Annotated in this window: 17 protein-coding genes and 1 pseudogene; 10 read left to right on the forward strand and 8 right to left on the reverse strand. The window is 66.7% G+C overall.

Annotated features, from left to right (window positions below; all coding sequences use genetic code 11):
* Positions 1 to 114: 114 nt before the first annotated feature.
* The 5 genes from WDB66_RS09310 to WDB66_RS09330 form a co-directional block, all read right to left on the reverse strand.
* Positions 115 to 1,863: a Mur ligase family protein gene (locus WDB66_RS09310; protein ID WP_339398279.1), complete on the reverse strand. Its 1,749-nt coding sequence runs from the start codon at positions 1,861 to 1,863 to the stop codon at positions 115 to 117.
* Between the two features lie 256 nt (positions 1,864 to 2,119).
* Positions 2,120 to 4,927, reverse strand: a complete 2,808-nt coding sequence (gene cphA / locus WDB66_RS09315) for a cyanophycin synthetase (RefSeq protein ID WP_339398280.1) — start codon at positions 4,925 to 4,927, stop codon at positions 2,120 to 2,122.
* A gap of 98 nt (positions 4,928 to 5,025) precedes the next feature.
* The gene (locus WDB66_RS09320; RefSeq protein WP_339398281.1) at positions 5,026 to 5,862 is read right to left on the reverse strand and encodes a cyanophycinase; all 837 of its coding nucleotides are present in this window, start codon (positions 5,860 to 5,862) and stop codon (positions 5,026 to 5,028) included.
* Positions 5,863 to 5,977: 115 nt separating this feature from the next.
* Entirely contained in the window at positions 5,978 to 7,177 is a 1,200-nt protein-coding gene (gene iadA, locus WDB66_RS09325; RefSeq protein WP_339398282.1) for a beta-aspartyl-peptidase, read from the reverse strand.
* Positions 7,178 to 7,210: 33 nt separating this feature from the next.
* The gene (locus WDB66_RS09330) at positions 7,211 to 8,077 is read right to left on the reverse strand and encodes a hypothetical protein (RefSeq protein ID WP_339398283.1); all 867 of its coding nucleotides are present in this window, start codon (positions 8,075 to 8,077) and stop codon (positions 7,211 to 7,213) included.
* 72 nt (positions 8,078 to 8,149) lie between these two features.
* Here WDB66_RS09330 and WDB66_RS09335 point away from each other — a divergent pair, with 72 nt between their 5' ends.
* Positions 8,150 to 9,067, forward strand: coding sequence for a hypothetical protein (locus WDB66_RS09335; RefSeq protein ID WP_339398284.1), 918 nt, complete (start codon positions 8,150 to 8,152; stop codon positions 9,065 to 9,067).
* A 101-nt stretch (positions 9,068 to 9,168) separates the two neighbouring features.
* Positions 9,169 to 10,455: an acetyl-CoA C-acetyltransferase gene (locus WDB66_RS09340; RefSeq protein WP_339398285.1), complete on the forward strand. Its 1,287-nt coding sequence runs from the start codon at positions 9,169 to 9,171 to the stop codon at positions 10,453 to 10,455.
* 91 nt (positions 10,456 to 10,546) lie between these two features.
* Here the strand turns inward: WDB66_RS09340 and WDB66_RS09345 are convergent, their stop codons facing one another.
* Together WDB66_RS09345 and WDB66_RS09350 are read right to left on the reverse strand one after the other, a co-directional pair.
* Entirely contained in the window at positions 10,547 to 11,245 is a 699-nt protein-coding gene (locus WDB66_RS09345; RefSeq protein ID WP_339398286.1) for a DUF4197 domain-containing protein, read from the reverse strand.
* 63 nt (positions 11,246 to 11,308) lie between these two features.
* A complete protein-coding gene (locus WDB66_RS09350; RefSeq protein ID WP_339398287.1) occupies positions 11,309 to 11,497 on the reverse strand; it encodes a hypothetical protein in 189 nt (62 codons plus the stop codon).
* A 235-nt stretch (positions 11,498 to 11,732) separates the two neighbouring features.
* Between WDB66_RS09350 and WDB66_RS09355 the strand changes: the two genes are divergently transcribed.
* From WDB66_RS09355 to WDB66_RS09380, 6 genes are all read left to right on the forward strand, one after another.
* The gene (locus WDB66_RS09355; RefSeq protein ID WP_339398288.1) at positions 11,733 to 13,352 is read left to right on the forward strand and encodes a diguanylate cyclase domain-containing protein; all 1,620 of its coding nucleotides are present in this window, start codon (positions 11,733 to 11,735) and stop codon (positions 13,350 to 13,352) included.
* 62 nt (positions 13,353 to 13,414) lie between these two features.
* Entirely contained in the window at positions 13,415 to 14,533 is a 1,119-nt protein-coding gene (locus WDB66_RS09360; protein WP_339398289.1) for a PLP-dependent cysteine synthase family protein, read from the forward strand.
* Between the two features lie 340 nt (positions 14,534 to 14,873).
* Complete coding sequence (locus WDB66_RS09365) at positions 14,874 to 15,191, forward strand: DUF485 domain-containing protein (protein ID WP_339398290.1); 318 nt, start codon at positions 14,874 to 14,876, stop codon at positions 15,189 to 15,191.
* Complete coding sequence (gene actP / locus WDB66_RS09370; protein WP_339398291.1) at positions 15,188 to 16,858, forward strand: cation/acetate symporter ActP; 1,671 nt, start codon at positions 15,188 to 15,190, stop codon at positions 16,856 to 16,858. The genes WDB66_RS09365 and actP overlap by 4 nt, the downstream gene beginning before the upstream one ends.
* A gap of 67 nt (positions 16,859 to 16,925) precedes the next feature.
* Complete coding sequence (locus WDB66_RS09375) at positions 16,926 to 17,369, forward strand: universal stress protein (protein WP_339398292.1); 444 nt, start codon at positions 16,926 to 16,928, stop codon at positions 17,367 to 17,369.
* Between the two features lie 173 nt (positions 17,370 to 17,542).
* Positions 17,543 to 17,908, forward strand: coding sequence for a MarR family winged helix-turn-helix transcriptional regulator (locus tag WDB66_RS09380; protein ID WP_339398293.1), 366 nt, complete (start codon positions 17,543 to 17,545; stop codon positions 17,906 to 17,908).
* A gap of 265 nt (positions 17,909 to 18,173) precedes the next feature.
* Here WDB66_RS09380 and WDB66_RS09385 read toward each other — a convergent pair whose 3' ends face one another.
* Positions 18,174 to 19,526: a DcaP family trimeric outer membrane transporter gene (locus tag WDB66_RS09385; RefSeq protein ID WP_489670847.1), complete on the reverse strand. Its 1,353-nt coding sequence runs from the start codon at positions 19,524 to 19,526 to the stop codon at positions 18,174 to 18,176.
* Positions 19,527 to 20,165: 639 nt separating this feature from the next.
* Between WDB66_RS09385 and acs the strand changes: the two are divergent.
* Together acs and WDB66_RS09395 are read left to right on the forward strand one after the other, a co-directional pair.
* A pseudogene (gene acs / locus WDB66_RS09390) lies at positions 20,166 to 22,088 on the forward strand (acetate--CoA ligase); the annotation flags it as partial.
* 241 nt (positions 22,089 to 22,329) lie between these two features.
* Positions 22,330 to 22,932 (forward strand): acyl carrier protein phosphodiesterase, encoded by a 603-nt coding sequence (locus WDB66_RS09395; protein ID WP_339398295.1) that lies wholly within the window; start codon positions 22,330 to 22,332, stop codon positions 22,930 to 22,932.
* Positions 22,933 to 23,100: the final 168 nt, after the last annotated feature.

Consider the following 23,100-nt stretch of genomic DNA (forward strand, 5'->3'; position numbering starts at 1 on the left):
GGTTGGCGGTGAGCGCAGCGAACCCCAACGCGTGAAGATCAGTAGCCTGGAGCGTGGTGGTGACGAGCAGGATCCGGCATCCGCAACAAAGCGACGCTTTTCAACGCAATGGCGTCAGCGCCCGGCCGCGAGTGCATCGAGCATCGGGATGATCGCGTCCTTGGCGGCGAAGCCGTGGATCGGCAGGACCAGGATGTCGCCGGATTCGGCCCAGTCGAGCAGGTGGGCGGTGGCGGCGGTTTCATCGGCGATGAAGTGGATCGCGTCGGGTGCGAGGCCGTCGGCTTGCAGGGTCTGGCGCATCATTGCGGCGATCTCGCCGGAGCTGCGGCCGCGTTCGTAGCCGGCGATGTCCTTGAGCACGACCCGGTCCGGGCGGTGCCGCGCCGCCACCTGCGCCAATGCGCGGAAATCGTCATCCAGCCGGTTGCCGGCATGGCCGAGGATCAGGCCAAGGCGACCATCACCGCGCAGCGCGCCGGCCACGTCGAGCAGGCCGGCCAGGCCTTCGGGGTTGTGTGCATAGTCCAGCAGCACCTGCACGCCGCCGATGTTCCAGCGTTCCAGCCGGCCGCGGTTGTCGTGGTTGGCGTTGCCGAAATCGGCCAGCACTGCGGCGATGACCTGCGCCGGCACGCCGAGTGCGAAACCGGCCAGCGCCGCGCCGGCCAGATTGGCGATGTTGTAGCGCGCCACGCCCTGCAACGTGAGCGGCATGTCGGCCACGTCGCCCAGATGGATGCCGGCAGCGGCGACGCCGTCCGGATGCAGCCACAGCGCACCGTCGCGCTGCACGCAGGCGGGTGAGTGCGAAGCGTGTTGGTGCAGGAACGGATCAGCGGCCTCCAGCGAAAACCAGCCGACCGGCACCGCCACATCGGCGGCAGCGGCGCGCAGTTGCGCATCGTCGGCGTTGAGCACCAGCAGGCCCGGCGTTGGCGTCGGGTCGGAACCCCGGTCGCGGACGACTTGCGCGACGGTCAGTTTCACCCGTGCCAGATCAGCGACGCTGTGCACCCCGTATTCGCCGAAATGATCGGCGCTGATGTTGGTGACCACGGCCACATCGGCTTGCTGCAGCGCCAGTCCGCGCCGCAGCAGGCCACCGCGCGCGGTTTCGAGCACGGCGGCGTCGATATCGCGCCGGCGCAGCACGGTGCGCGCGCCGATCGGGCCGGAATAATCGCCGCTGTCCAGTCTGTGTCCTTCGACGAACAGGCCGTCGGTGCAGCTGTAGCCCACGCGTCGGCCAATGGCACGCTGCATCGCGGCGATCAGGCGCACCGTGGTGGTTTTGCCATTGGAGCCGGTGACCACAGCGGTGGGCACGCTGCGCAGTCGGTCCCAGTCCGGTTGCGGTGCGGCAGCCAATTCGGAAAGCGGGATATCGATACCACCCTCGCCACTGCCCAGACTCAACAGATCCTCGCCCAGCAGCACCGGGACACGATGGCGCGCGGCGGCATCCAGCCAGGCTTTCAGCGCCGGAATGGCCTCGTCGGCGGCCAGCGCCGCCAGCGTGTGCTGCGCCAGTTCAATATCCCAGGTTGCAGGATGGCCGGGCGCATGACCGACATCGCGTTCGCAGGCCGCGCCCCAGGCCCATTCGTTGACTTCGGTGGCACACAACAACCGGTCAGGCGGAGCGGCGAAAGCCAGACTGGCGCCGCTGGCATGGGGCCGCGCGACCACAGGCTCATCGGCCGGCCAGCCCAGCACGGCGCGCATCCGGACGATGTTCGCGCGCCAGCGCTCCAGCATCGCCGTATCAACAGCGATGCCGACGCTTTCCAGCGCCGCGCCGGGGACTGCGAAATACGGATTGGGGCCGGTCAGGCGGCGGGAATCGTCGAAGGGAAGCATGGGATGGCAGCTCATTGGATGATGGCGGATTTCCTCACCCCAGCCGTTGCGTGGAGAGAGGCAGCATGAGGGGGCGGGCGTCGCAGGCGCGAGTGCTTTTGACCTCCATGAAAAGCCCCCTCACCCCAACCCCGCTTCGCGCCCGGCCAGCCGACTTGCATGTCGGCTGGCGCTCACAGGCTCGCGGCTTCGCCGCTCGAAAGCCCTGCTCGCCCCCCCCCCCCGCCATGCGGGGGAGAGGGAGCAGGCTTTGGGCCTAGTCGTCTTCCTCGCGTGCGAACACGATGCCGCGTTCGTCGCGCACCATGCCTTCCATCAACGTCCGCAGCTCGGCTTCGCGGGCCAGCGCGGCCGGATCATCCGGCGGGCTTTCCGGCAGCACCGGCACGCTGGCGGCGGGTGATTCGACAGCGCCTTCCGGGCGGAACTTGATGATCTGCTTCCACGAGCGGGTCAGCGCATCGGCGAACACCAGCAGCAGGTCGCCGGCCTGGGCCATGCGCAGAGCGTGATCGATGGCCTGCTGTTCGTCCTGGATTTCCTCGATGCAGGCGGCATCCACACCGGCCTCGACCAGGCCACGCAGCAGCAGGCGCGGCACTTCGTCGCCATCGCGGCCGCGCAGATTGTCGTCACGCCGGCAGATGTAGTGGTCGAACTTGCCGGCAGCGGCGCGCGCGATTTCGAAGATGTCCTCGTCACGCCGGTCACCGGGCGCGGCCAGCACCACGATGCGGCGGCCGGTGACATCCAGACGTTGCGCCAGATCGGCCATCGCGGCGATGGCGTGGGCGTTGTGGCCGTAGTCGAACAGCACCTTGAACGGGTGTTCGTCGAACACGTTCATGCGGCCCGGCGCCTGGAAGAAGGTGGTGTCGAAGGTGCGCAGGCCCTGGCGGATCGCATCCAGCTTGATGCCCAGCGAGAACGCCATCGCGGCGGCGAACATCGCGTTCTGCACGTTGTGCATAGCGCGGCCTTCGAGCGTGGCCGGCACCAGATGGGTCCACAGCAGCGGGATGTGGCTGCCCTTGTCGTACAGCGTGATCATCTGGCCATTGATGCCGGCCTCCAGCGCGCAGGCGCGGCCACCGGCGCGGATGTGCTCGCGCACCAGCGGATGCGAAGGGTTGGTGCTGACGTAGCAGATGGTCTTGGCGTCCACGTAACCGGACATCTTCAGCACCAGCGGGTCATCGGCATTGAGCACGGCGCAGTCGGTCGCCACTTCCACCACGATGCGCTTGACCGGGGCCAGTTGTTCCAGGGTGTCGATGCCCTTCAGGCCGAGGTGGTCGGACTGCACGTTCAGCACCGCGCCGACGTTGACTTCGGATACACCCATGCCGGCGCGCAGCAGGCCGCCGCGTGCGGTTTCCAGCACCGCCAGATCGATCTGCGGATCGGCCAGCACCATGCGTGCCGAGACCGGGCCGGTCATGTCGCCCTCGACCGTGCGCTGGCCGTCGATGTAAACGCCATCGGTGGTGGTCAGGCCCGGGGTGAAGCCGGCCATCTTGGCGATATGCGCCAGCATCCGCGCGGTGGTGGTCTTGCCGTTGGTGCCAGTGACGGCGGCAATCGGCACGCGGCTCGGCGCGCCGGGCGGGAACAGCATGTCGATCACCGGGCCGGCGGCGTCGCGCGGGGTGCCTTCGCTGGGTGCCACGTGCATGCGGAAGCCGGGCGCGGCATTCACTTCGCAGATCGCCCCGCCGATCTTCTTGTAGCTCTCGGCGATATTGGGCGTGATGAAGTCGACGCCGCCCACGTCCAGCCCGATGGCGCGCACCGCGCGCACCGCCATGTCGCGGTTGTCCGGGTGGATGATGTCGGTGACATCGGTCGCGGTGCCGCCGGTGGACAGGTTGGCGGTGGAACGCAGGTAGACGATTTCGTCAGGCGCGGGCACCGACTCGGCGGTGTAGCCGACGCGCTGCATCATCTGTTCGGCCTGGGCGTCGAGCACGATGCGGGTCAGCACCTTCTCGTGCCCGATGCCGCGGCGTGGATCGGCGTTCACGATCTCGACCAGTTCGGCGATGCTGTGTTTGCCATCGCCCACGACATGACCGGGCGTGCGGCGCGTGGCGGCGACCAGTCCGCCGTTGACCACCAGCAGGCGGTGGTCGTCGCCGGACTGGAAGGTTTCCACGATCACCGAGCGCGAATGCTCGCGTGCGGCGCGGTAGCCTTCGCGCACCGCTTCGGGCCCCTCGATGCCGATGGTGATGCCACGCCCGTGGTTGCCGTTGTACGGCTTGGTCACGACCGGCCCACCGAGCCGGCGCGCGGCGCGGATCGCGCCATCCTCGCTCGTCACCAGTTCCTGGCGCGGCACCGGCAGGCCGAGGGTGGACAGGATGCGGTTGGTTTCCTCCTTGTCGCCGGCCAGCTCCACCGCGATGTGCGGGGTCTTGCCGGTGACCGTGGCCTGGATGCGCTGCTGGTATTTGCCGTGGCCCAGCTGCACCAGCGAATACTGGTTCAGGCGCAGCGACGGAATCCCGCGATCCTGCGCGGCCTGCACCAGCGAGGCGGTCGAAGGCCCGAGCGCGCGGCGCTGGGCGTAGCGGATGAAGTCGTCGCGTTCAGTGGCCCAGTCGAAACCCTCCGGCACCGCAACGTGAGTGCGCAGTTCCGGCGGCAGCAGCGAGCCCAGCAGCTTCAGTGCCAGCTCGCCGGCGGCGATGCCTTCCTCGCGCTGGGTGTATTCGTAGACCACGGTGTAGACGCCGGGCTTGCCGTCCACGCTGCGGGTCTTGCCGAAGGTGACGTCTTCGCCGGCGATGTTCTGCAGTTCGATCGCGACATGCTCGAACACATGCCCCAGCCAGGTGCCCTGGTCCTCGCGCAGGCGGCGCACGAAGCCGCCGGGTTCGCGGTAGGAACAGCCGTGTTCGGCCAGCCCCGGCAATGCTTCCAGCAGACCGTTGATGAACCCCTCGCCCAGCCGCGCCGATGGCCAGTGTTCCAGTTCCCCCAGTTCCAGCTCCAGCCGGATCACCGGGAAATGGGCGTACAACGACGGCCCGACATAGACGGAACGATCAACGATGCGCATGGTTTACCCCTTCTGCTTCAACTCCCCGTGAGCATTGCAGGATGCCCAAAACCGCCGGGCGGGGAAACCATGCGCGGATGATTCGCGCACGGTGCAGCTCAGGAGGGCTGCAACAGTCCGGCCGAAGCCCTGCGCGTATGCAGGTTGAAGGTGGCGCCGCGCACCAGAATGTGGACACGCAGACCGATCAGGCAGACCGGGTCGTTCTCGTCGGCCTGCGCCATCGAGGAGAACTCGGCACCCTCGGCATCGACCACGGTGACCGCGCCGGAGCCTTCGACATCCAGCGTGTTGTCCGGGCCGATGAAGGCGGCGGTGTCTTCGTCCAGCCCGATGCCGACCGAGAACGGGTTGTAGGCCAGCGCCGTGACCAGACGGCCGAGGCGGTCGCGCTGGCGGAAGTGCTGGTCGATGATGAAACGGTTGGTCAGGCCCAGACCCGGTGCCAGACGCACGCTGTCGGCGCGCGGCGAACTGCCCTCTGTGCCGAACGCGATCATGTGCTCGGACAGGATGCTGGCACCGGCGCTGGTGCCGCCGACGGTCACCCCGGCGGCGTTGGCCTGGCGGATCATCTTGGCGGCGCGGGTGCCGCCCAGGATGGTGGACAGGCGCAGCTGGTTGCCGCCGGTGAAGAACACCCCGGTGGCGTGCGCGATGCGTTCCAGCCAGCCTTCGTTGTCGCCGTCGGCGCGGGTGGAAAAGTTCAGCGAAGTGACGTGCGCGGCACCGATGTCGGTGAAGATCTTCTCATAGCGCGGGCCGGTGTCTTCCAGCCGGCTGGCGGTCGGGATCACGACGATATTGGCATCACGGCCGCCGCACAGGCGCACGAAGCGCTTGAGGATGCGCGGATCGTGTTCCTTTTCCTCGGCTCCGCCGATCGGCACGATCCAGCCACGCTCATCGCCCTCGGCGACCTTGCTCGGACACATGCTTGCACTTCCCCTGCTGCTGCCGCCGGACGTGGCGGCCGGTGATTCTTGCCGCGTTTTGCCTGATTGCCAAGCTCCGCAGGCGCGGGAACCGGACCGGGTTCAAGCTTTTGCCTCAGTCTGCGGCGCGCTCGAAACTGCCGTGCAGGCAGGTTTTTCCACCGCGCCGGTGCAGCCGGCCGCGTGCGATCACGTGCAGCGCGCGGTGCTGTTCATCCAGACAGACCAGGTCGGCATCGGCGCCGATCGCGATACGGCCCTTGCCGGCCAGACGCAGCGTACTGGCCGCGTTCGAGGTGAACACCGGCAGCGCCTGCGCCAGCGGCACGCCGCGGTCAAGCAGTTCGCCGAGCGTTTCCAGCAGCGCGCCGGGTTTGCCGACATCCATGCCGCAGACCTTGCCCTCGTCGTCGAAGCACGGCAGGCAGCCGCCGGCATCGGAACTGATCGTCAACCGCTGCGGCGGCGCGCCTTCGTCGTGGTAGCGGATGAAGGCATCGGCCGCGCTCCAGGCGTCCTCGCCCTCTTCCACCGGAAATGCGGTGACATCGACCGGCACACCGCGGCGTGCCAGTTCCAGCGACTCGTCGAACAATGCGCGGCGGCGGTTGACGTGGGTCGGCTGGAACACGCGCGGCGGCAGCTCGCTTTGCTCCAGCGCACGGCGCACCAGATCCAGGCCGCGCGGGCCATCGCCCAGGTGCAGATGCAGCAAACCGGCCTTGCCGGTCATCAGCCCGGCCACATGCGCCTCGGAGGCGATGCGCAGCAGTTCGTCCAGGGTCGGCTGGCTGGAACGGTGATCCGACAGCGCCAGCTCACCGACGCCGATCAGCGGTTCCAGAAACACCAGATCGCCGCGCACCGAGCCGGTCAGCGTCGCCGGCGGCAGGTGGTAACCGCCGCAATGGCCGAAGGCCGACAGCCCTTCCTCGCGCAGCGCGTAGATCGTGGCCAGCAGTTCGCGCGGGCCGCGCGCGATATCGTCGGTGCCCAGCAGGCCGATCACCGTGGTGATGCCGCCACGGGTGTAATGCGACAGTGGCAGCGCCGGCACCCGGCTGCGGAAACCGGCTTCACCGCCACCGCCGGTGACATGCACATGGCCGTCGATCAGGCCGGGAATCAGGCGCCGGCCTTCCAGATCCAGCACCTGCGCACCGAGACTGGCCGGCAGTTCGGCCCGGTCACGACCGATCCACAGCACCTTGCCGCCACCCAGCAGCAAATGGCACAGACCGCGTGGATCGGGCGCATGCAGATCGGCATTGTGCAGCGCGATCAGCGGGGCATCGGGCAGGACGGGCAGGGACACGGCGGGTGCCTCGGTTGCAGTGCGGGAAAGGTATCAGTCGGCCACAGCGCGGCGCGGATCCTGGCCGCTGCCGCAGTGGTCGAAGCGCAGCGGGATCGCGTGGCTGCCCAGCACGGCGGCGAACTGGCGCTGGCGCATCTGGAAGTGTTCGTAGGCCTGGGAAATCCGCTCCGCGTCGATACCGCGCGGCGCGAAACCGGCTTCCGACCACAAGGGCAGATCCATCAAGGCGATGCGTGCCTCGCCCTGGTTCCAGTGCAACAGCGGTTCGGGCGGGGCATCCAGCCATTCCTCGCGCTCGGGCGTCAGCAGCGCGGTTTCGATCAGCGGCCACAGCGGGCCGATGCCGGCGTGTTCGTACTGCATCGCGGTCATCGCCAGCAGATCGTTGAGGCTCAGATAACGCACGTGCTCCAGCGGCGTGCCGAACGCCTGCTGCGCGTACAGCGCGGTCGCAGCCTGGGCCATGCCGGTTTCCAGCAGCACCTCCTCCATTTCCCGCCCGACCGCGACCACTGCATCGGCCTCGCCCTGCAGCACGAACGGCACCAGCCGCAGCGGGCCTTCACGCAGCACCGGGTCCGGCGTCAGGCCACGCGGCATCTCGCCTTCATGGCTGCCAAAACCCAGCACCCGCGCCATGCCACGCCCGGGCGCGCGTTCCACCAGCTCGGCCAGGGTGGCGTGCAGCGGCCAGCCCGGACGCAACAGTTCGGCCGGATCGAAAGCAGCGGCGGCCACACCCAGATCCAGTTGTTCGACACCCGGCAGCAGGCGCGCCAGATCGGCAGCGACATGACCGGCCAGCTCCGCTGCCTGATCGCGCGCCAGCGTGGGCTGGCTCAACGTGGCCGAACACTCCAGCGCCAGGGCGCCGTAATTGCACAAAGAAGAGGACATGAACAGCAGAGCAGGCGGGGAACGGGGCGCTACAGTACCATCGCCTCCCCTTTTCCTGATCGATGCCACACGATGCCCGCCGCGCTGCGCCTGGAGTTCCGTGCCCTGCTGGAGCTGTACCTGATCCCCGGCCTGACCGCGCTGATGCCTTGGCCGCTCGGCTTCCGCTGGCTGCGCTTCTGCTCCCGCTTCGCCTTCCTCTACCGCAACGAATGGCAGGCCGCACTGGCGCAGGCACGGCAGTTCGTCGACGTTGGAGATGAAACGCTCTGGGCGCGGCAGTTCCGGTTGTGCCGGCTGGTGGATCATGCCGACTTCTGGATCAGCCGCACCCGCTCGCGCCGCTGGCTGCGCCACCACACGGACATCGCGCAGGACTGGCCGCAACTGGAGACGCCGGCGGTGGGGGTGTTCTTCCATGTTTGCCCGGGACTGTGGGCGATGCGCTCACTGCGTGAACAAGGCGTGGAAACCTCGGTGCTGGCCGGACATTTCAGCCGACGTTCGATGGGCGGCTCGCGTCTGGCCTACTGGTATGGCGTGCTGCGCCTGAACGAGCTGCAGCGGGTTTCCGGCGGCCCGCTGATCTTCTCGCCGGGCACAGTGCGCCAGGCCCAGGGAATGATCGCGCGCGGCGGATGGGTGGCAGGAACGCCGGACGTGCCGCCGACTGAAACCGCACTTGGCAGCCCGGTGACACTGTTCGGCCACCCGGCGCATTTTGCCGAGGGTCTGTTGCTGATCGCACGCCGCGCGCAGGTTCCGGTGGTGGTGTTCACCCTTGGGCTGGACCTGGCCACCGGACGGCGGAGGCTGGAAGTGCTCGGCGTGCATGAGGCCGATGCGCCCGGCCTGTTGCAGCACATCGCCTCGCACTGGCAGCGGCTACTGTGCGAGCGCTCCTGGGGCTTCATGCTGTGGTCCTTCATGCCCTCGTGGTTCGATACACCGCTGCAGGTGACACAGGCGGCGCAAGCCGCTCCCGGGTAAGCACCGGGCGCATCCACCGTTCACCACCGTCCACCGTTCGCCACCGTATGGGCACTGCGTTATGATTCCGAATCCCGCCACGTGACGCGTCGAGTGCAACGATGAGCAAGACCCGCCCCCTGAATCCCGTCGGCGTGATCGGCGGGGTGCGCATTCCGTTCTGTCGCAACAACACCGCCTACTACGACGTCGGCAATCTGGGCATGTCGATCCGCACCCTGGGCGCGCTGGTGGAACGCTTTGATCTGCATGGCACGCATCTGGGTGAGGTGGCGATGGGTGCGGTGCTGAAGCACTCCTCGGACTGGAATCTGGCGCGCGAGGCGACGCTGTCCTCGGGGCTGGCGCCGACCACGCCGGGCCTGACGATGCAGCGCGCCTGCGGCACCAGCCTGGACACCATCATCACGGTCGCCAACAAGATCGCCACCGGCCAGATCGAGGCCGGCATCGGCGGCGGTTCGGACACCACTTCGGATGTGCCGATCGCGGTCAACAAGTCGTTGCGGCGGCGTCTGCTCGATCTCAACCGGGCGCGCAGTTTCGGCCAGCGGCTGAAGGCGCTGAAGGGGTTTTCGCCGGCCGAACTCAAGCCCGAATTCCCCGGCGTCGGCGAACCGCGTACCGGCAAGAGCATGGGCGAACACTGCGAACTGATGGCGCGCGAGTGGGATATCGCCCGCGCCGATCAGGACCAGCTGGCCTACGACTCGCACCGCAAGGCCGCCGCCGCCTACGAACGCGGTTTCTACGAAAACCTGGTGGTGCCGTTCCGTGGCGTGGCGCGCGACAACATCCTGCGCCCGGACACCACGCCGGAAAAGCTGGCCACGCTCAAGCCCGCCTTCGACCGCCATTCCGGCCATGGCACGCTGACTGCCGGCAACTCCACGCCGCTGACCGATGGCGCCTCGGCGGTGCTGCTGGGCAGCGAGGAATGGGCCCGTTCACGCGGGCTGGAAGTGCAGGCATGGATCGTCGATGCGCAGGTCGCGGCGGTGGACTTCGTGCATGGCGAAGGGCTGCTGATGGCACCGGCTTGGGCCGTGCCGCAGATGCTGGCGCGCCACGGATTGAGCTTGCAGGATTTTGATTTCTACGAGATCCACGAAGCCTTCGCGGCGCAGGTGCTGTGCACGCTGCGGGCTTGGGAATCGGACAGCTTCTGCCGCGACAAGCTCGGTCTGGAAGGAGCACTGGGCAGCATCGATCCGGCCAAGCTCAATGTCGTGGGCTCCTCGCTGGCCTTGGGGCATCCGTTTGCCGCCACTGGCGCCCGCATTGTCGCCACGCTGGCCAAGCTGTTGCAGGAAAAGGGTTCGGGCCGCGGCCTGATCTCGATCTGCACCGCCGGCGGCATGGGCGTGACCGCGATCCTGGAACGCTGATCCGGCCCCTGCGCGGTCCGCAATTCCCGCACCAATTGCCACTCGGATTCTCCACCGCGACCGCCAACACCGGTCGCGGTGAAGTTCCGGTTCAACCGCCGAACAGCGATTCCAGCAGACGGCTGCCGCTTTCCACCGGATTGCTGCGGATCGCTTCCTCCTGCACACCGATGTAGTGGAACAGCCCGTCCAGCGCCTGGTCGGTGACATAGGCGTCCAGATCCAGCGCTTGCGCCGCGTCGCCGCCCTGGCTGCCGGCGAGCCGGCCCAGCGCACCACCCAGTGCCCCGCCGCCCTGGTCCATCAGGCGCTTGTAGGCCGCGGTGGCTCCGCTGGAGGACGTGGCCTGGGCCACGATCGGCAGCAGGCGTTCGCGCAGGGCATCGCCACTGCTGGCGCGGAAATAGTCGGTGGCCGATTGCTTGCCGCCGGTCAGCAAGCCGGCCGCATCGCGTACCGACATCTGCCGGATCGCATCGCCGAACACTTCGGCCGCGGCCGGTACCGCCGCCTCGGCGGCCCGGTTCATCGTCAGCTCCAGCTGATCCACATACTGGCCCTGGCCGAGCTTGCGTGCGGTGCGGGCGATCGCATCCAGCTGTCCGGGCAGGCCGATGCGTACCGCCGGATCTTCAAGAAACCCGTCTTCCCGACCCAGCTGGTTGATCGCGTTCTCCACCCCGCGCGCGAGGGTTTCCTTGACCCCGGAGACCGCCGGCGAGGTGTCCTGCGCCATGACCGGCAGCGCAGGCAGCAGCAGACAACAGACAAGAAGGACAAAGCGCGACATGGCGTGCTCCAGCAGTAGGGGAACCGCGAGTCTACTGCCGCCTTGCCGCCCGCCGCCGCCGGCTCATTCAGCCAGCACGAACCACAGCAGGCAGCCGGCCTGCACCCCCATCCACAACCAGGCCGCGAACGTCAGCTCAAACCGGCGCCGCGCCGAATGCTGCGGTTGGCGTGCGAACCACAGTGCGCCATTGGCCAGCAGCAACGAGATCCCCAGCGTGACGATGCGCGCGGCGACAGCCAACCCAGCCACGGCACCGTGGCCACCGCCGCCGCGTACAACACCAGCACCAGCGACGTCATGATGATTCCCGGCCACATGCCGCCTTTCCTCCCGCCGCGCTACGACGTCAAGTACGATGACGAAAGAGCATGCCCGCTCATCCATGCAGCGGCCAGCCGGGCCTGCGTCGCCGCGCCAACCCGTGCGGAACATCACGAAACCGCGCCGCACCGGCTAGACTGCGCGCTCTCCGGAGCCTGCCGCCATGCCCGATTCCCCTTCCGCACCGCTGCCGCGCGGCCACCTCTGGCTCGGCGCGGCGATCCTCGTACTGACGCTGCTGGCGTCGTTGTGGTTCGTGCAGTTCGTCGGCCATCTCGGCCAGCGGCTGGAACACGACCGCGTGCTGGCACTGGCGCGCACCGTCACCGCCACGCTGGATTCGGAACCCGTCGCCGCCCTGCACGGTGACGACAGCGACATCGGCAGCGCCAGCTTCGATGCGGTACGCGGCCAACTGCGCCGCGCGCGCGATGTGAATCCGGATTTCCGTTTCGTCTATCTGATGCGGCCGGCAACTGCGGATCCGCAGAAGATGCTGTTCCTGGCCGATGCCGAAGCCCCCGAATCGCCGGACTATTCAGCCCCCGGCGATGTCTATGACGGCCCCTCCGACGATCTGTTCCAGGTCTGGCACAGCGGCCGGCCGCTGGTACAGCCGGTGCACACCGACAACTGGGGCCAATGGATCACCGCGATCGCACCGGTGCATACTGCCGACGGCGGCATCGTGGCGATCCTGGGCATGGACATCCGCGCCGACTCCTGGAACGCGACGCTGGCCCGCTACCGCCTGTTCGCGATCGCCATCGCCGGACTGGTGCTGCTGCTGGAACTGCTGTTCCTGCTCGGCCTGCACCAGCAGAAGAAGGCAGGCCGCCGGCTCGCATCGCTGAACCGGACGCTGGCGACCCAGCTGGAGCAATTGCAGCGCGCCCAGGCCGGGCTGCGTCTGGCCGATGCGGTGGTACGCCACACCGGCGAAGCCATCGTGGTGGTGGATCCGGAACTGCGCGTGCAGCGCGCCAATCCCGGCTTCACCCGCATCACCGGCTTTGCCGCCGAGGCGGTGCAGGGCCGGGTATTGCCGCTGTTCGGGCATGACGATGGCGACACCCTGCAACAGATCCACAGCCGCATGCAGCTCGCCAGCCATTGGGACGGCACGCTCTGGGCGCGCCGCGCCAACGGTGAAGGCTTTCCTATGGAGGTCAGCATCGATCTGATCTCCGATGAGCAGGCCAACGCGCGCCAGCACGTCATGGTGTTCCGTGATGTCACGGTGCAGAAGCGCCTGGAAGACCGCCTGCGCGAGCTTTCCGCCACCGACGGGTTGACCCTGGTCGCCAACCGTCGCCACTTCGACGAGGCGCTGGAACAGGCCTGGCGCGACGCCACCCGCAGCGCCGAGCCGGTTTCGCTGCTGATGATCGACATCGACCACTTCAAACCCTACAACGACCTCTACGGTCACCCGGCCGGCGACCGCTGTCTGCAACAGGTTGCCGGCGAACTGGCCACAGCGGTGGCCGACCATCCGGGTGCGCTGGTGGCACGCTATGGCGGCGAGGAATTCGCCGTGATCCTGCCGCATATGGACGAAACCGCCGCCACCGCCGTGGCCGAATCACTGCGCCAGCGCATCCACGCGCTGGACATCGCGCATCGCGGCAATCCGGATGCCGGGCGCATCACCATCAGCATCGGCATCTCCAGCCGCACGCCGCCGCAGACCACGGATTTCGAGGACCTGATGCGCAGCGCCGACCAGGCGCTCTACCGCGCCAAGCGCACCGGCCGCAACGCGGTGGCCGCCGCCGGCTGAAGCCGCACCCACCGCAGCGGCGGACGTCCTACCATGTGTGCATCTCCTTCAGGACGACCGCCATGTCGCAGCGCGCATGGGTGGCTGCGGCCATCCACAAGATCGAAGCCGATTTCAACCGCTCCGCCGATACCCATCTGATCCCGCTGGCACTGGCCGGCTATCCGGGCATCGAGGTCTACTTCAAGGACGAATCCAGCCACCCGACCGGCAGCCTCAAGCACCGCCTGGCGCGCTCGCTGTTCCTGTATGCACTGGCGAACGGCTGGCTGCGCGAGGGCAGCCCGGTGATCGAGGCGTCGAGCGGCTCCACCGCCGTTTCCGAAGCGTATTTCGCGCGCCTGCTGGGGCTGCCGTTCCTGGCGGTGATCCCATCGTGTACCTCGCCGGACAAGATCGCCGCGATCGAATTCCAGGGCGGGCGCTGCCACCTGGTCGACGACCCGGCCGCGATCAATGCCGAATCTGCCCGCCTGGCGCGCGAAAGCGGCGGCCATTTCATGGATCAGTTCACCTATGCCGAGCGTGCCACCGACTGGCGCGCCAACAACAACATCGCCGAATCGATCTTCAAGCAGATGGCGCAGGAACCACATCCTGTGCCCGACTGGATCGTGTGCAGCCCCGGCACCGGCGGCACCAGCGCCACACTTGGGCGCTATGTGCGCTACCGCGAGCACCCGAGCCGCATCCTGTGCGTGGACCCGGAGCACTCGGTGTTCTTCGACTACTACCGCGACGCGCTCGCCGGCGTGGCCGATGGCAGCCGCACCCACCATTGCGGCTCGCGCATCGAAGGCATCGGCCGGCCACGGGTGGAACCCAGCTTCATTCCGCAGTGCGTGGACGCAATGGCGAAGATTCCCGATGACTTGAGCCTTGCTGCAATGCGCCATGTCAGCGCCCGCCTCGGCCGCCGCGTGGGTGGTTCCACCGGCACCAATTTCGTCGGCGTGCTGCTCGCCGCGCAGGCGATGCAGGCGCAAGGCCGCGAAGGCTCGATCGTCACGATCCTGTGCGACAGCGGCGAACGCTACGCGCACAGCTACTACAGCCCGGAGTGGTACCGCAGCCGCGGCATCGACACGGAAGCCAGCGACGCACGCATCCAGGAACGGGTGGAAGGCCGCGGCGCGGCGCTGGAAGTGCCGGTGGCCGGAGATATGACCGGCTGCGCCTGAGCGGCACCGGCAACTCGCACGATTCCCGAGCCGAATCCGGTACAAGCGGGCCTGCCCGCGATCTGATCGCCGGCTCCCACCAAGAGGTTTCATCGCGGCCAAGGCCGCTCCCGCGCGCGTCCTGACGCCATCCATCCGCACCGTTTCTTTTCCCTGCCTGAGGCCGTGCTGCAAGGCAGCATCGCGCTGTGTCCTACGACCAAAGTCGTTCTACCAAGGTCGTCTGTGATCGGGTTTTCATGCTCCGTACATTCCGGCACACACCATCCAGAACTGCGTGTCCGCCGGGGTGGACGCGGACACCGATCCAGAAACAGGGAATTTCCGAGGGAGACAGGCAATGGGTTCTCGAACCGATGATGTGACAGCACGGGTGCTGGCCAACCCGAAATATCACCAGCTGGTGCGCAAGCGCAATGCGATCAGTCTGATGTTCTTCGCGGTGATGCTGGTGGTCTACGCCGGGTTCATCCTGACCCTGGCCTTCGTGCCGGAGTTGTTTGCACGGCCGATCGGCGCCGGCTTCACGACCAGTATCGGAGTGCTGACCGCAACCCTGGTGGCGGTCAGTGCGGTGGTGATGATCGCGGCCTATGTGCAGGTCTCCAACAAGGTGTTCGATCCGCTGATCCGCGCCATCGTGGAGGACGCGACATGATCCGCGCCCTGCTTTTCCTGACCATGCTGGGCCTGCTGCCGGGCGTCGCGCTGGCGCAAGGCAATGGTGAAGCCCAGGCCAACACGCCGGCCATCGTGATGTTCCTGGTGTTCATCGCCGCCACCATGGGCATCACCTGGTGGGCCGCGCGGCGCACCAAGACCACGGCCGATTTCTACACCGCCGGCGGTGGCATCACCGGCTTCCAGAACGGTCTGGCGATTGCCGGCGATTACCTGTCGGCGGCGTCGTTCCTGGGCATTGCCGGTATGGTCTACGTCAGCGGCTTCGACGGCATGATCTATGCCATCGGCTTCCTGTTCGGCTGGCCGGTGGTGATGTTCCTGATCGCCGAGCGGCTGCGCAACCTGGGCCGTTACAACTTCGCCGACGTGACCTCGTTCCGCCTCGGGCAGACGAAGATGCGGGTGCTGGCGGCCAGCGCCTCGCTGTTGATCATCGCGCTGTACCTGATCGCGCAGATGGTCGGCGCCGGCAAGCTGATCGTGTTGCTGTTCGGCATCAAGTACAACCTGGCGGTGGTCATCGTCGGGGCGCTGATGATCGTCTACGTGGCCTTCGGCGGCATGACCGCGACCACCTGGGTGCAGATCATCAAGGCGGTGCTGATGCTGTTCGGTGCGACGCTGCTCGCCGGGCTGGTGCTGGCCGGGTTCAACTTCAATCCGGATGTAATGCTGGCCGAAGCGGTAAAGATCCACCCGACCGGCAACGCGATCATGGCGCCCGGGGCGCAGGTCAGCTCGAATCCGCTCAACGCGCTTTCGCTGGGCCTGGCACTGGCTTTCGGTACCGCCGGCCTGCCACACATCCTGATGCGTTTCTTCACCGTGGCCAATGCCAACGAGGCGCGCAAATCGGTGATCTACGCCAGCACCTTCATCGGCTATTTCTACCTGCTGACCTTCATCATCGGCTTCGGCGCGATCGCGATCCTGTACAAGCATCCGGAGTACTTCACCACCAGCGCCAACGGCGAGATCGACATCATCAACAGCCTGATTGGCGGCACCAACATGGTCGCGGTGCACCTGTCCAACGCGGTTGGCGGCAGCCTGCTGCTGGGCTTCCTGGCCGCAGTGACCTTCGCCACCATCGTGGCGGTGGTGGCCGGGCTGGCGCTGGCCGGTGCAGCGGCGATCTCGCATGACCTGTACGCCAATGTGTTCGCCCGTGGCCGGGCCACCGAGAAGCAGCAGATGCGGATTTCGCGTATCGCCACGGTGAGCCTGGGCATCATCGCGATCCTGCTTGGCATCGTGTTCGAGAACCAGAACGTGGCCTTCATGGTGGGCCTGGCCTTCGCCATCGCGGCCAGCTCCAACTTCCCGGTGCTGTTGCTGTCGATCGCCTGGCGCGGCTGCACCACGCGCGGTGCCACGATTGGCGGATTCATCGGTCTGGCGACCGCCACGCTGTGGGTGGTGCTGAGCAAGACGGTGTGGGTGGATGTGTTCGGCTTCGCCGAGCCGATCACGCCGTTCCCGAATCCGGGCATCATCTCCATTCCGCTGGCCTTCGTCGCGATCTGGCTGTTCTCGATCACCGACAAGAGCGCGGCATCGGTCAATGAACGTGCCGCCTTCGATGCACTGACGGTACGCAGCCAGACCGGCATCGGCGCCACCGCCGCCAGCGACCACTGATCCTCGGCGCCACCGGGCCGCCTCGCACGCGGTCCGGTCCGGCGCCAGACGCAACAGGAGTGAAGTCATGTACACGCAGATACTGATCGCCACCGATGGCTCCGAACTGGCCGACAAGGGCCTGGAGCAGGGCCTGCAACTGGCCCGCGCCACCGGTGCCAAGGCCACCATCGTCACCGCCAGCGAGCCCTGGCAGGCGGTCGACGCCGGCCAGGTGTGGGGCGGCTCGGCCGCGCTGCTGGAGGAATACCGCACCCACGCACGTGAAACGTCCGAGAAGATCCTCGCCGCCGCCGCGCACCGCGCCACCGAGCTGGGCGTGAGCCACCAGACCCGTTACGTGAAGGACAGCTACGCCGCCGAAGCCATCCTGGAGGCGGCCAAGTCCATCGGCGCCGACCTGATCGTGATGGCCACGCACGGCCGTCGTGGCCTGAACCGGCTGCTGCTCGGCAGCCAGGCCAACGCGGTGATCACGCACAGCACGATCCCGGTGCTGGTGGTGCGCTGACGCGGCGCTCCGCCGGCCTTCCCTGCAAAAGACCGGTGGCGACCTGATCGCCACCGGCCACGGCGCGGGCATGCAACGTGCCTGCTGCGGCAGGACGCCGGCCCTTCATCCGGCCTTTCCGATCCCGCGAATGCATCGCGGGATTTTTTCCGCCTGCGCCGGTGTTTGCGCTAGTGCGGCAGCTCGACCGTCATCGCCACCAGACGCGACACCAGCGGGTACTGATGCACGCCGGCAGGCATCCCGGCATCACCCAGCGCGAGCTGGTCGAACACAGCCACGCCGACAAGGCGCAGATCGCGCGCCTGCTGGCGCAGTTGCAGCAGCAAGGCTGGCTCACGCGGCGCCCGGACCCGGACGATGGACGGGTCCGACGCCTGCATCTGAGTACAAGCGGGCGGCGGCTGTTCGCACAGTTGCAGGCATTGCAGGACGGCATTGCTTCCACCCTGCTGCGTGAAGTTCCAGCGGCGCAGCAACACCAGCTGCTGGCGCTGCTTCAGAGCGCGCGCGACAGCATCAGCGACGACCTGGAATGAATCACCCGGCGTGGGCTGTCGACGGCCCGTGCCAATTGCCGCCCACATCGAGCAGCGTCGGTTGAGGGCGGCGAATCCTTCGGAACCGGCATTGATCTATGACGACGCACAGCGAACAAGTCAGGGCGAGCAACTGCTGCCTTACGCCCGGCAGCGGGCAAGACGAAACCCTGCGGGAATAAGGCTGCGTTTCCTTCTTCGTTTTTCGCAATAGCGCTTGCCCCGGATAACCGGGGCAAGGATCAGGCCGCAGCAAGACAGACCGTCAGAAGCTGTACTTGGTGGTGAACTGCAGGCGCGAGATGTCGCCGTCGGCGCCGCTTTCCAGCTCGCGCTTGCCGTACATCAGCTCGGCGCCGACATCGATCTTCGGCAGCGGTGAATAGAACAGGTTGGCGCGCAGGCTCTGCACCGATTTGGTCACGCCCAGGCCGGTGAGCGCGGCCTCGTTGTCGTAATCGCTGCGGGCGTAGACCAGATTGCTGCGCAGCTTCGGGCTGAAGGCATGACGCCAGCCGATATAGCCGGCCACCGCGCCCATCGCCTCCAGATCGCCATCGGCATCCAGCATCGCGTCAGCATGCACGCCCAGGCCGATATAGCGGCTGATGCCGTCACCGACGGTGAACTGGTAACGCAGATCATCGTTGGCGCCCATCACCCATTTGCCGCCCAGGGTCAGGCCGCCGCCGAGCTGGCTGTCGTCGACACCGGTGCGGTCCAGCCGCAGCTGGCGCAGGATCGCACCCACGCCGAACGTACCCCAGTCGCCCTTCCAGCCGTAACGCATCGTCAGGTCGGGCAAGGCGCCGCGATCAGACGCGGTGGTCGCGCCGCCACCGAACGGCACATAGGTGGTTTCCGGGTTTTCCAGCGCCACGCTGAAAGCACCGTTGGTGTAGCGCAGCTGGGTCTGGCGCACGAACAGCAGGCCATCGGTCGGGCCGATGAAATCCACCGTTTCCGGCAAGGCCGAAGTGTCCATCAGGTTCGACCAGGTCTGTCCGGCGAGCCAGCCGTTCCAGTACATGTAGGCATGCCGCACCGTGGTGCCGTAGGTATTGGTGGCGGTCTGGTTGCCGAGCGAATTGCCGAAGAAATCCACTTCGAAGAACGCGCCCAGCTTGTTGCCCGCCTCGGTCACGCTGTCCACGCCGATGTTGAAACGCGAGAACTTGGCGTGCGCATCGTAATCGGTGCCGGAAGGCGCGCCGCCGACCGGCGTCTGGCCGGGCAGATACAGCGAACGCCCGACCGCACCATCGGCGAATTGACCATCGCCGGTGCGGGTCAGCATGAAATCGGCCTTGATGAAACCGCCCAGCTTCACCGTGGTGCCCGGCAACGCCGCCGGCGTCAGCGTCAGGTTCTGGATCGGCGCCTTGCCCGGCGGTGGCGGCGAAGGCTGTTGCGCCTGCACCGTTTCCACCTCCGCAATGCGGCCTTCCTGTTGCTGCTGGTCGGCCAGCAGGCTGTTGACCAGCCTTTCCAGTTCGGCCACCCGCGCTTCCAGCGCCAGCTCACGCTCACTCTGCGCCACTGCCAGTTGCGGCGCACCGAACGCGGCCAACATGGCGGTGAACAAAGCCGTTCTTGCAATCCTTCCTGCCCCGCTCATCTGCATACCCTCCCTCAAGAGTCAGCGTTGATCCCCGAGTCTGCGCGGCCCGCACCCCGTATGACCATTCGTCTTTGGTCGATGTCGGCAACGGATGCCGTGAAGCCGTGCCTCACAACCCCTGCCGTCCGGGGTTGACGAAAGATCCATGCGCGATCGTCAGGCCGCCTGTTCGGGAAAATCACGAATAATCCGTCATTCCAATGACATCCGGCTTTTCAACAACCGAATGGCCGGCATCTGCGCCTCGATAAGATTGTTGAAAAACTCGACTCGCTGACGGAGTTTATCGAAATCTCGAATTGCTGATGGTGATCCTGGTCAGAAGCAGATCCAAACTGGTGTTTTTTCCCTGCGACAGGTCGCATCGTCGATGCGCAACCGCCCGACCACCCAACCACCAGCAGACACCACCAGCAGAAGTTGCCTCCGTTTCACCAATGACGCGCTGCTGCCTGCACCCGCAATGGCAGCACCTGATCCGCCACGTGGAACCAGCGGTGCTGGCCCGTCCGGGCACACGGCACACCCGCGCGCATCGACCAAGGTCTAGACGAATTTTTGTGCGCCAGGTGATAGAACAAGGGTGTACCGTCGGCATTGCCGCTTTTTCTTGGCGCTCAACTTACAGGTGTTCCCATGACCCAGGATCGCATCTTCGCTGCTTCGTCGGACTTCATCGCGCAGGCCAACATCGACGCGGATACGTACCGGCAGAAGTACCGCCAGTCGGTCGAGAGCCCGGACGTGTTCTGGGCCGATGTGGCCAAACGGCTGGACTGGTTCCGCTTCCCGACCAAGATCAAGGACGTCTCGTTCGACGCCGATGATCTGCATATCCGCTGGTTCGAAGACGGCCAGCTCAACCTCTCGGTCAACTGTCTGGACCGCCACCTGGAAACGCGCGGCGACAAGACCGCGATCATCTGGGAAGGCGACAACCCGGCCGAGTCCGAACACATCACCTATCGCGATCTGCATGCGCGCGTGTGCCGGCTGGCCAATGCGATGCGCAATCTGGGCATCGGCAAGGGCGACCGCGTGACGATCTACCTGCCGATGATTCCCGAGGCCGCGGTCGCGATGCTGGCCTGTGCCCGCATCGGTGCCACCCACAGCATCGTGTTCGGCGGTTTCTCGCCCGATTCGCTGGCCGGGCGTATCGCCGATTGCGGCGCGCGCCTGATCATTACCGCCGATGAAGGCCTGCGCGGCGGCCGCAGCGTGGCGCTCAAGACCAATGTCGACCAGGCCTTGCAGCGCGACGGCACCAACTGCGTGGAAACCGTGATCGTGGTGCGCCGCACCGGCAACCCGGTGAACATGCATTCGCCGCGCGACCGCTGGTACGACACCCTGGTCGAAGGCCAGCCCGATACCTGCGAGCCGGAAGTGATGGGCGCCGAGGATCCGCTGTTCATCCTTTATACGAGTGGCTCGACCGGCAAACCCAAGGGCGTGCTGCACACCACCGGCGGTTACCTGCTGTACGCGGCCTACAGCCACGAGCTGGTGTTCGACGTGAAGGACGACGATGTCTACTGGTGCACCGCCGATGTCGGCTGGGTCACCGGCCACAGCTACCTGGTCTACGGGCCGCTGGCCAACGGCACCACCACGCTGATGTTTGAAGGCGTGCCGAACTATCCGGACGTGAGCCGCTTCTGGCAGGTGGTGGACAAGCACCAGGTGACGATCTTCTACACCGCGCCCACCGCGATCCGTGCGCTGATGCGCGAAGGCGAGGAACCGGTGAAATCGACCTCGCGCACATCGCTGCGCCTGCTCGGCACGGTCGGCGAGCCGATCAATCCGGAAGCCTGGGACTGGTATCACCGCGTGGTCGGCGAGGAGCGCTGCCCTATCGTGGATACCTGGTGGCAGACTGAAACCGGCGGCATCCTGATCTCGCCGCTGCCCGGCGCGATTCCGCAGAAACCCGGCTCGGCCACGCTGCCGTTCTTCGGCGTGCAGCCGGCCATCGTCGATGCCGAAGGCAAGGTGCTGGAGGGCGAGGCCGAAGGCAATCTGGTCATTCTGGACTCCTGGCCGGGCCAGATGCGCAGCCTGTGGGGCGACCACCAGCGCTTCGTGGATACCTATTTCAAGACCTATCCGGGCACCTATTTCAGCGGCGACGGCTGCCGCCGCGATGCCGATGGCTATTACTGGATCACCGGCCGCGTCGATGACGTGATCAACGTTTCCGGCCACCGCATGGGCACGGCCGAGGTCGAAAGCGCGCTGGTGGCGCACCCGTTGGTGGCCGAAGCCGCCGTGGTCGGTTGCGCGCACGACATCAAGGGCCAGGGCATCTACGCCTACATCACACTCAACGCCGGCGAAAGCCCGAGCGACGAGCTGCGCAAGGAGCTGGTGGCCTGGGTGCGCAAGGAAATCGGCCCGATCGCCACGCCCGACCACATCCAGTGGGCGCCAGCCCTGCCCAAGACCCGCTCGGGCAAGATCATGCGCCGCATCCTGCGCAAGATTGCCGAAAATGCGCCGGACCAGCTTGGCGATACCTCCACGCTGGCCGATCCCTCGGTGGTGGAAAACCTCGTCAACGAGCGCCTGATCCGCTGAGTTTGCGTGGAGCTGAGTTTGCGTGTAATGGCTCCCTCTCCCCCGCAAGCGGAGGAGAGGGAACCTGGTCTTTGAACATCCATGATCGCGTGCGAGTCTTCACTCAACTCAATCAAGTTCGAAGCACTGCCGTGACCCGCCCCGCACCATATGAACGCCACGCCCGCCGTGGCGTTTGCGTTTCACGCCACCGCCAAACCTTCGGGCTGCGGCGCGGATGAACTACCTCGCCCACCTGCTGCTGGCCAGCCACAGCGACGTGGCGATGCTGGGCGCGTTTCTCGGGGATTTCGTCAAGGGCCGCGATTACAAGGCCTTCGAGCCGGAAATCCGGCGGGACATCCTCGTGCACCGGCGCGTGGACAGCTTCACCGACAACCATCCGGTGGTGCGGGAGGCGCGCGAAAACTTTGCACCTTCACGCCGGCGCTTTGCCGGCATCGCGCTGGACGTGTTTTTTGACCATGTGCTGGCGCGCGAATGGCAACAGTACGGCGAAGGCACGCTGGGCGAGTTCACCGGTCGGGTCTATCGCATGTTCGAGCACCACGCCGCGCTGATGCCGGCCAGCGCGCGCGATGTCGCCAGCCGCATGGCGCAACAGGACTGGCTCGGCGCCTATGCGCAACGCGAAGGACTGGAACGCGCGTTGGCCGGCATCGGCCGCCGCCTTTCACGCCACGGCGAACGCCTCGCCGCCTGCGCGCAGGATCTGCGCGAATATGACGCCGAACTGGTGGCCGGATTCCACCGCCTGTTTCCTGAACTGCGTCGGCAGGTCGTCGATTTCCGACTGGAAGCGGATCTGGCGGACGATTGAACGGCCTGGCATGGCCTGTGGTGCAAGGACTCTGATCACATTCCTGTGGGCAGACTCTTCCGGCGTTGGGGTTCCCCGGATCAAGTCCGGGGTCACCGCCAACCTAAGAAATGTGTCGCAGTGGATCAGTGCCCCTGCTGTGCCAACCTGACGTTCCGCAACCCGCAT

Origin of the sequence: Denitratimonas organivorans (genome assembly GCF_037478135.1) — a bacterium.
Lineage (GTDB): Bacteria > Pseudomonadota > Gammaproteobacteria > Xanthomonadales > Xanthomonadaceae > Denitratimonas.

What these genes read in the sequence shown, in the direction of transcription:
- WDB66_RS09310 (WP_339398279.1), bottom strand. Translation starts at nt 1,863, where the DNA reads ATGCTTCCCTTCGACGATTCCCGCCGCCTGACCGGCCCCAATCCGTAT.
- cphA (WP_339398280.1), bottom strand. Translation starts at nt 4,927, where the DNA reads ATGCGCATCGTTGATCGTTCCGTCTATGTCGGGCCGTCGTTGTACGCC.
- WDB66_RS09320 (WP_339398281.1), bottom strand. Translation starts at nt 5,862, where the DNA reads ATGTGTCCGAGCAAGGTCGCCGAGGGCGATGAGCGTGGCTGGATCGTG.
- WDB66_RS09330 (WP_339398283.1), bottom strand. Translation starts at nt 8,077, where the DNA reads ATGTCCTCTTCTTTGTGCAATTACGGCGCCCTGGCGCTGGAGTGTTCG.
- WDB66_RS09335 (WP_339398284.1), top strand. Translation starts at nt 8,150, where the DNA reads ATGCCCGCCGCGCTGCGCCTGGAGTTCCGTGCCCTGCTGGAGCTGTAC.
- WDB66_RS09340 (WP_339398285.1), top strand. Translation starts at nt 9,169, where the DNA reads ATGAGCAAGACCCGCCCCCTGAATCCCGTCGGCGTGATCGGCGGGGTG.
- WDB66_RS09345 (WP_339398286.1), bottom strand. Translation starts at nt 11,245, where the DNA reads ATGTCGCGCTTTGTCCTTCTTGTCTGTTGTCTGCTGCTGCCTGCGCTG.
- WDB66_RS09355 (WP_339398288.1), top strand. Translation starts at nt 11,733, where the DNA reads ATGCCCGATTCCCCTTCCGCACCGCTGCCGCGCGGCCACCTCTGGCTC.
- WDB66_RS09360 (WP_339398289.1), top strand. Translation starts at nt 13,415, where the DNA reads ATGTCGCAGCGCGCATGGGTGGCTGCGGCCATCCACAAGATCGAAGCC.
- WDB66_RS09365 (WP_339398290.1), top strand. Translation starts at nt 14,874, where the DNA reads ATGGGTTCTCGAACCGATGATGTGACAGCACGGGTGCTGGCCAACCCG.
- actP (WP_339398291.1), top strand. Translation starts at nt 15,188, where the DNA reads ATGATCCGCGCCCTGCTTTTCCTGACCATGCTGGGCCTGCTGCCGGGC.
- WDB66_RS09375 (WP_339398292.1), top strand. Translation starts at nt 16,926, where the DNA reads ATGTACACGCAGATACTGATCGCCACCGATGGCTCCGAACTGGCCGAC.
- WDB66_RS09385 (WP_489670847.1), bottom strand. Translation starts at nt 19,526, where the DNA reads ATGAGCGGGGCAGGAAGGATTGCAAGAACGGCTTTGTTCACCGCCATG.
- WDB66_RS09395 (WP_339398295.1), top strand. Translation starts at nt 22,330, where the DNA reads ATGAACTACCTCGCCCACCTGCTGCTGGCCAGCCACAGCGACGTGGCG.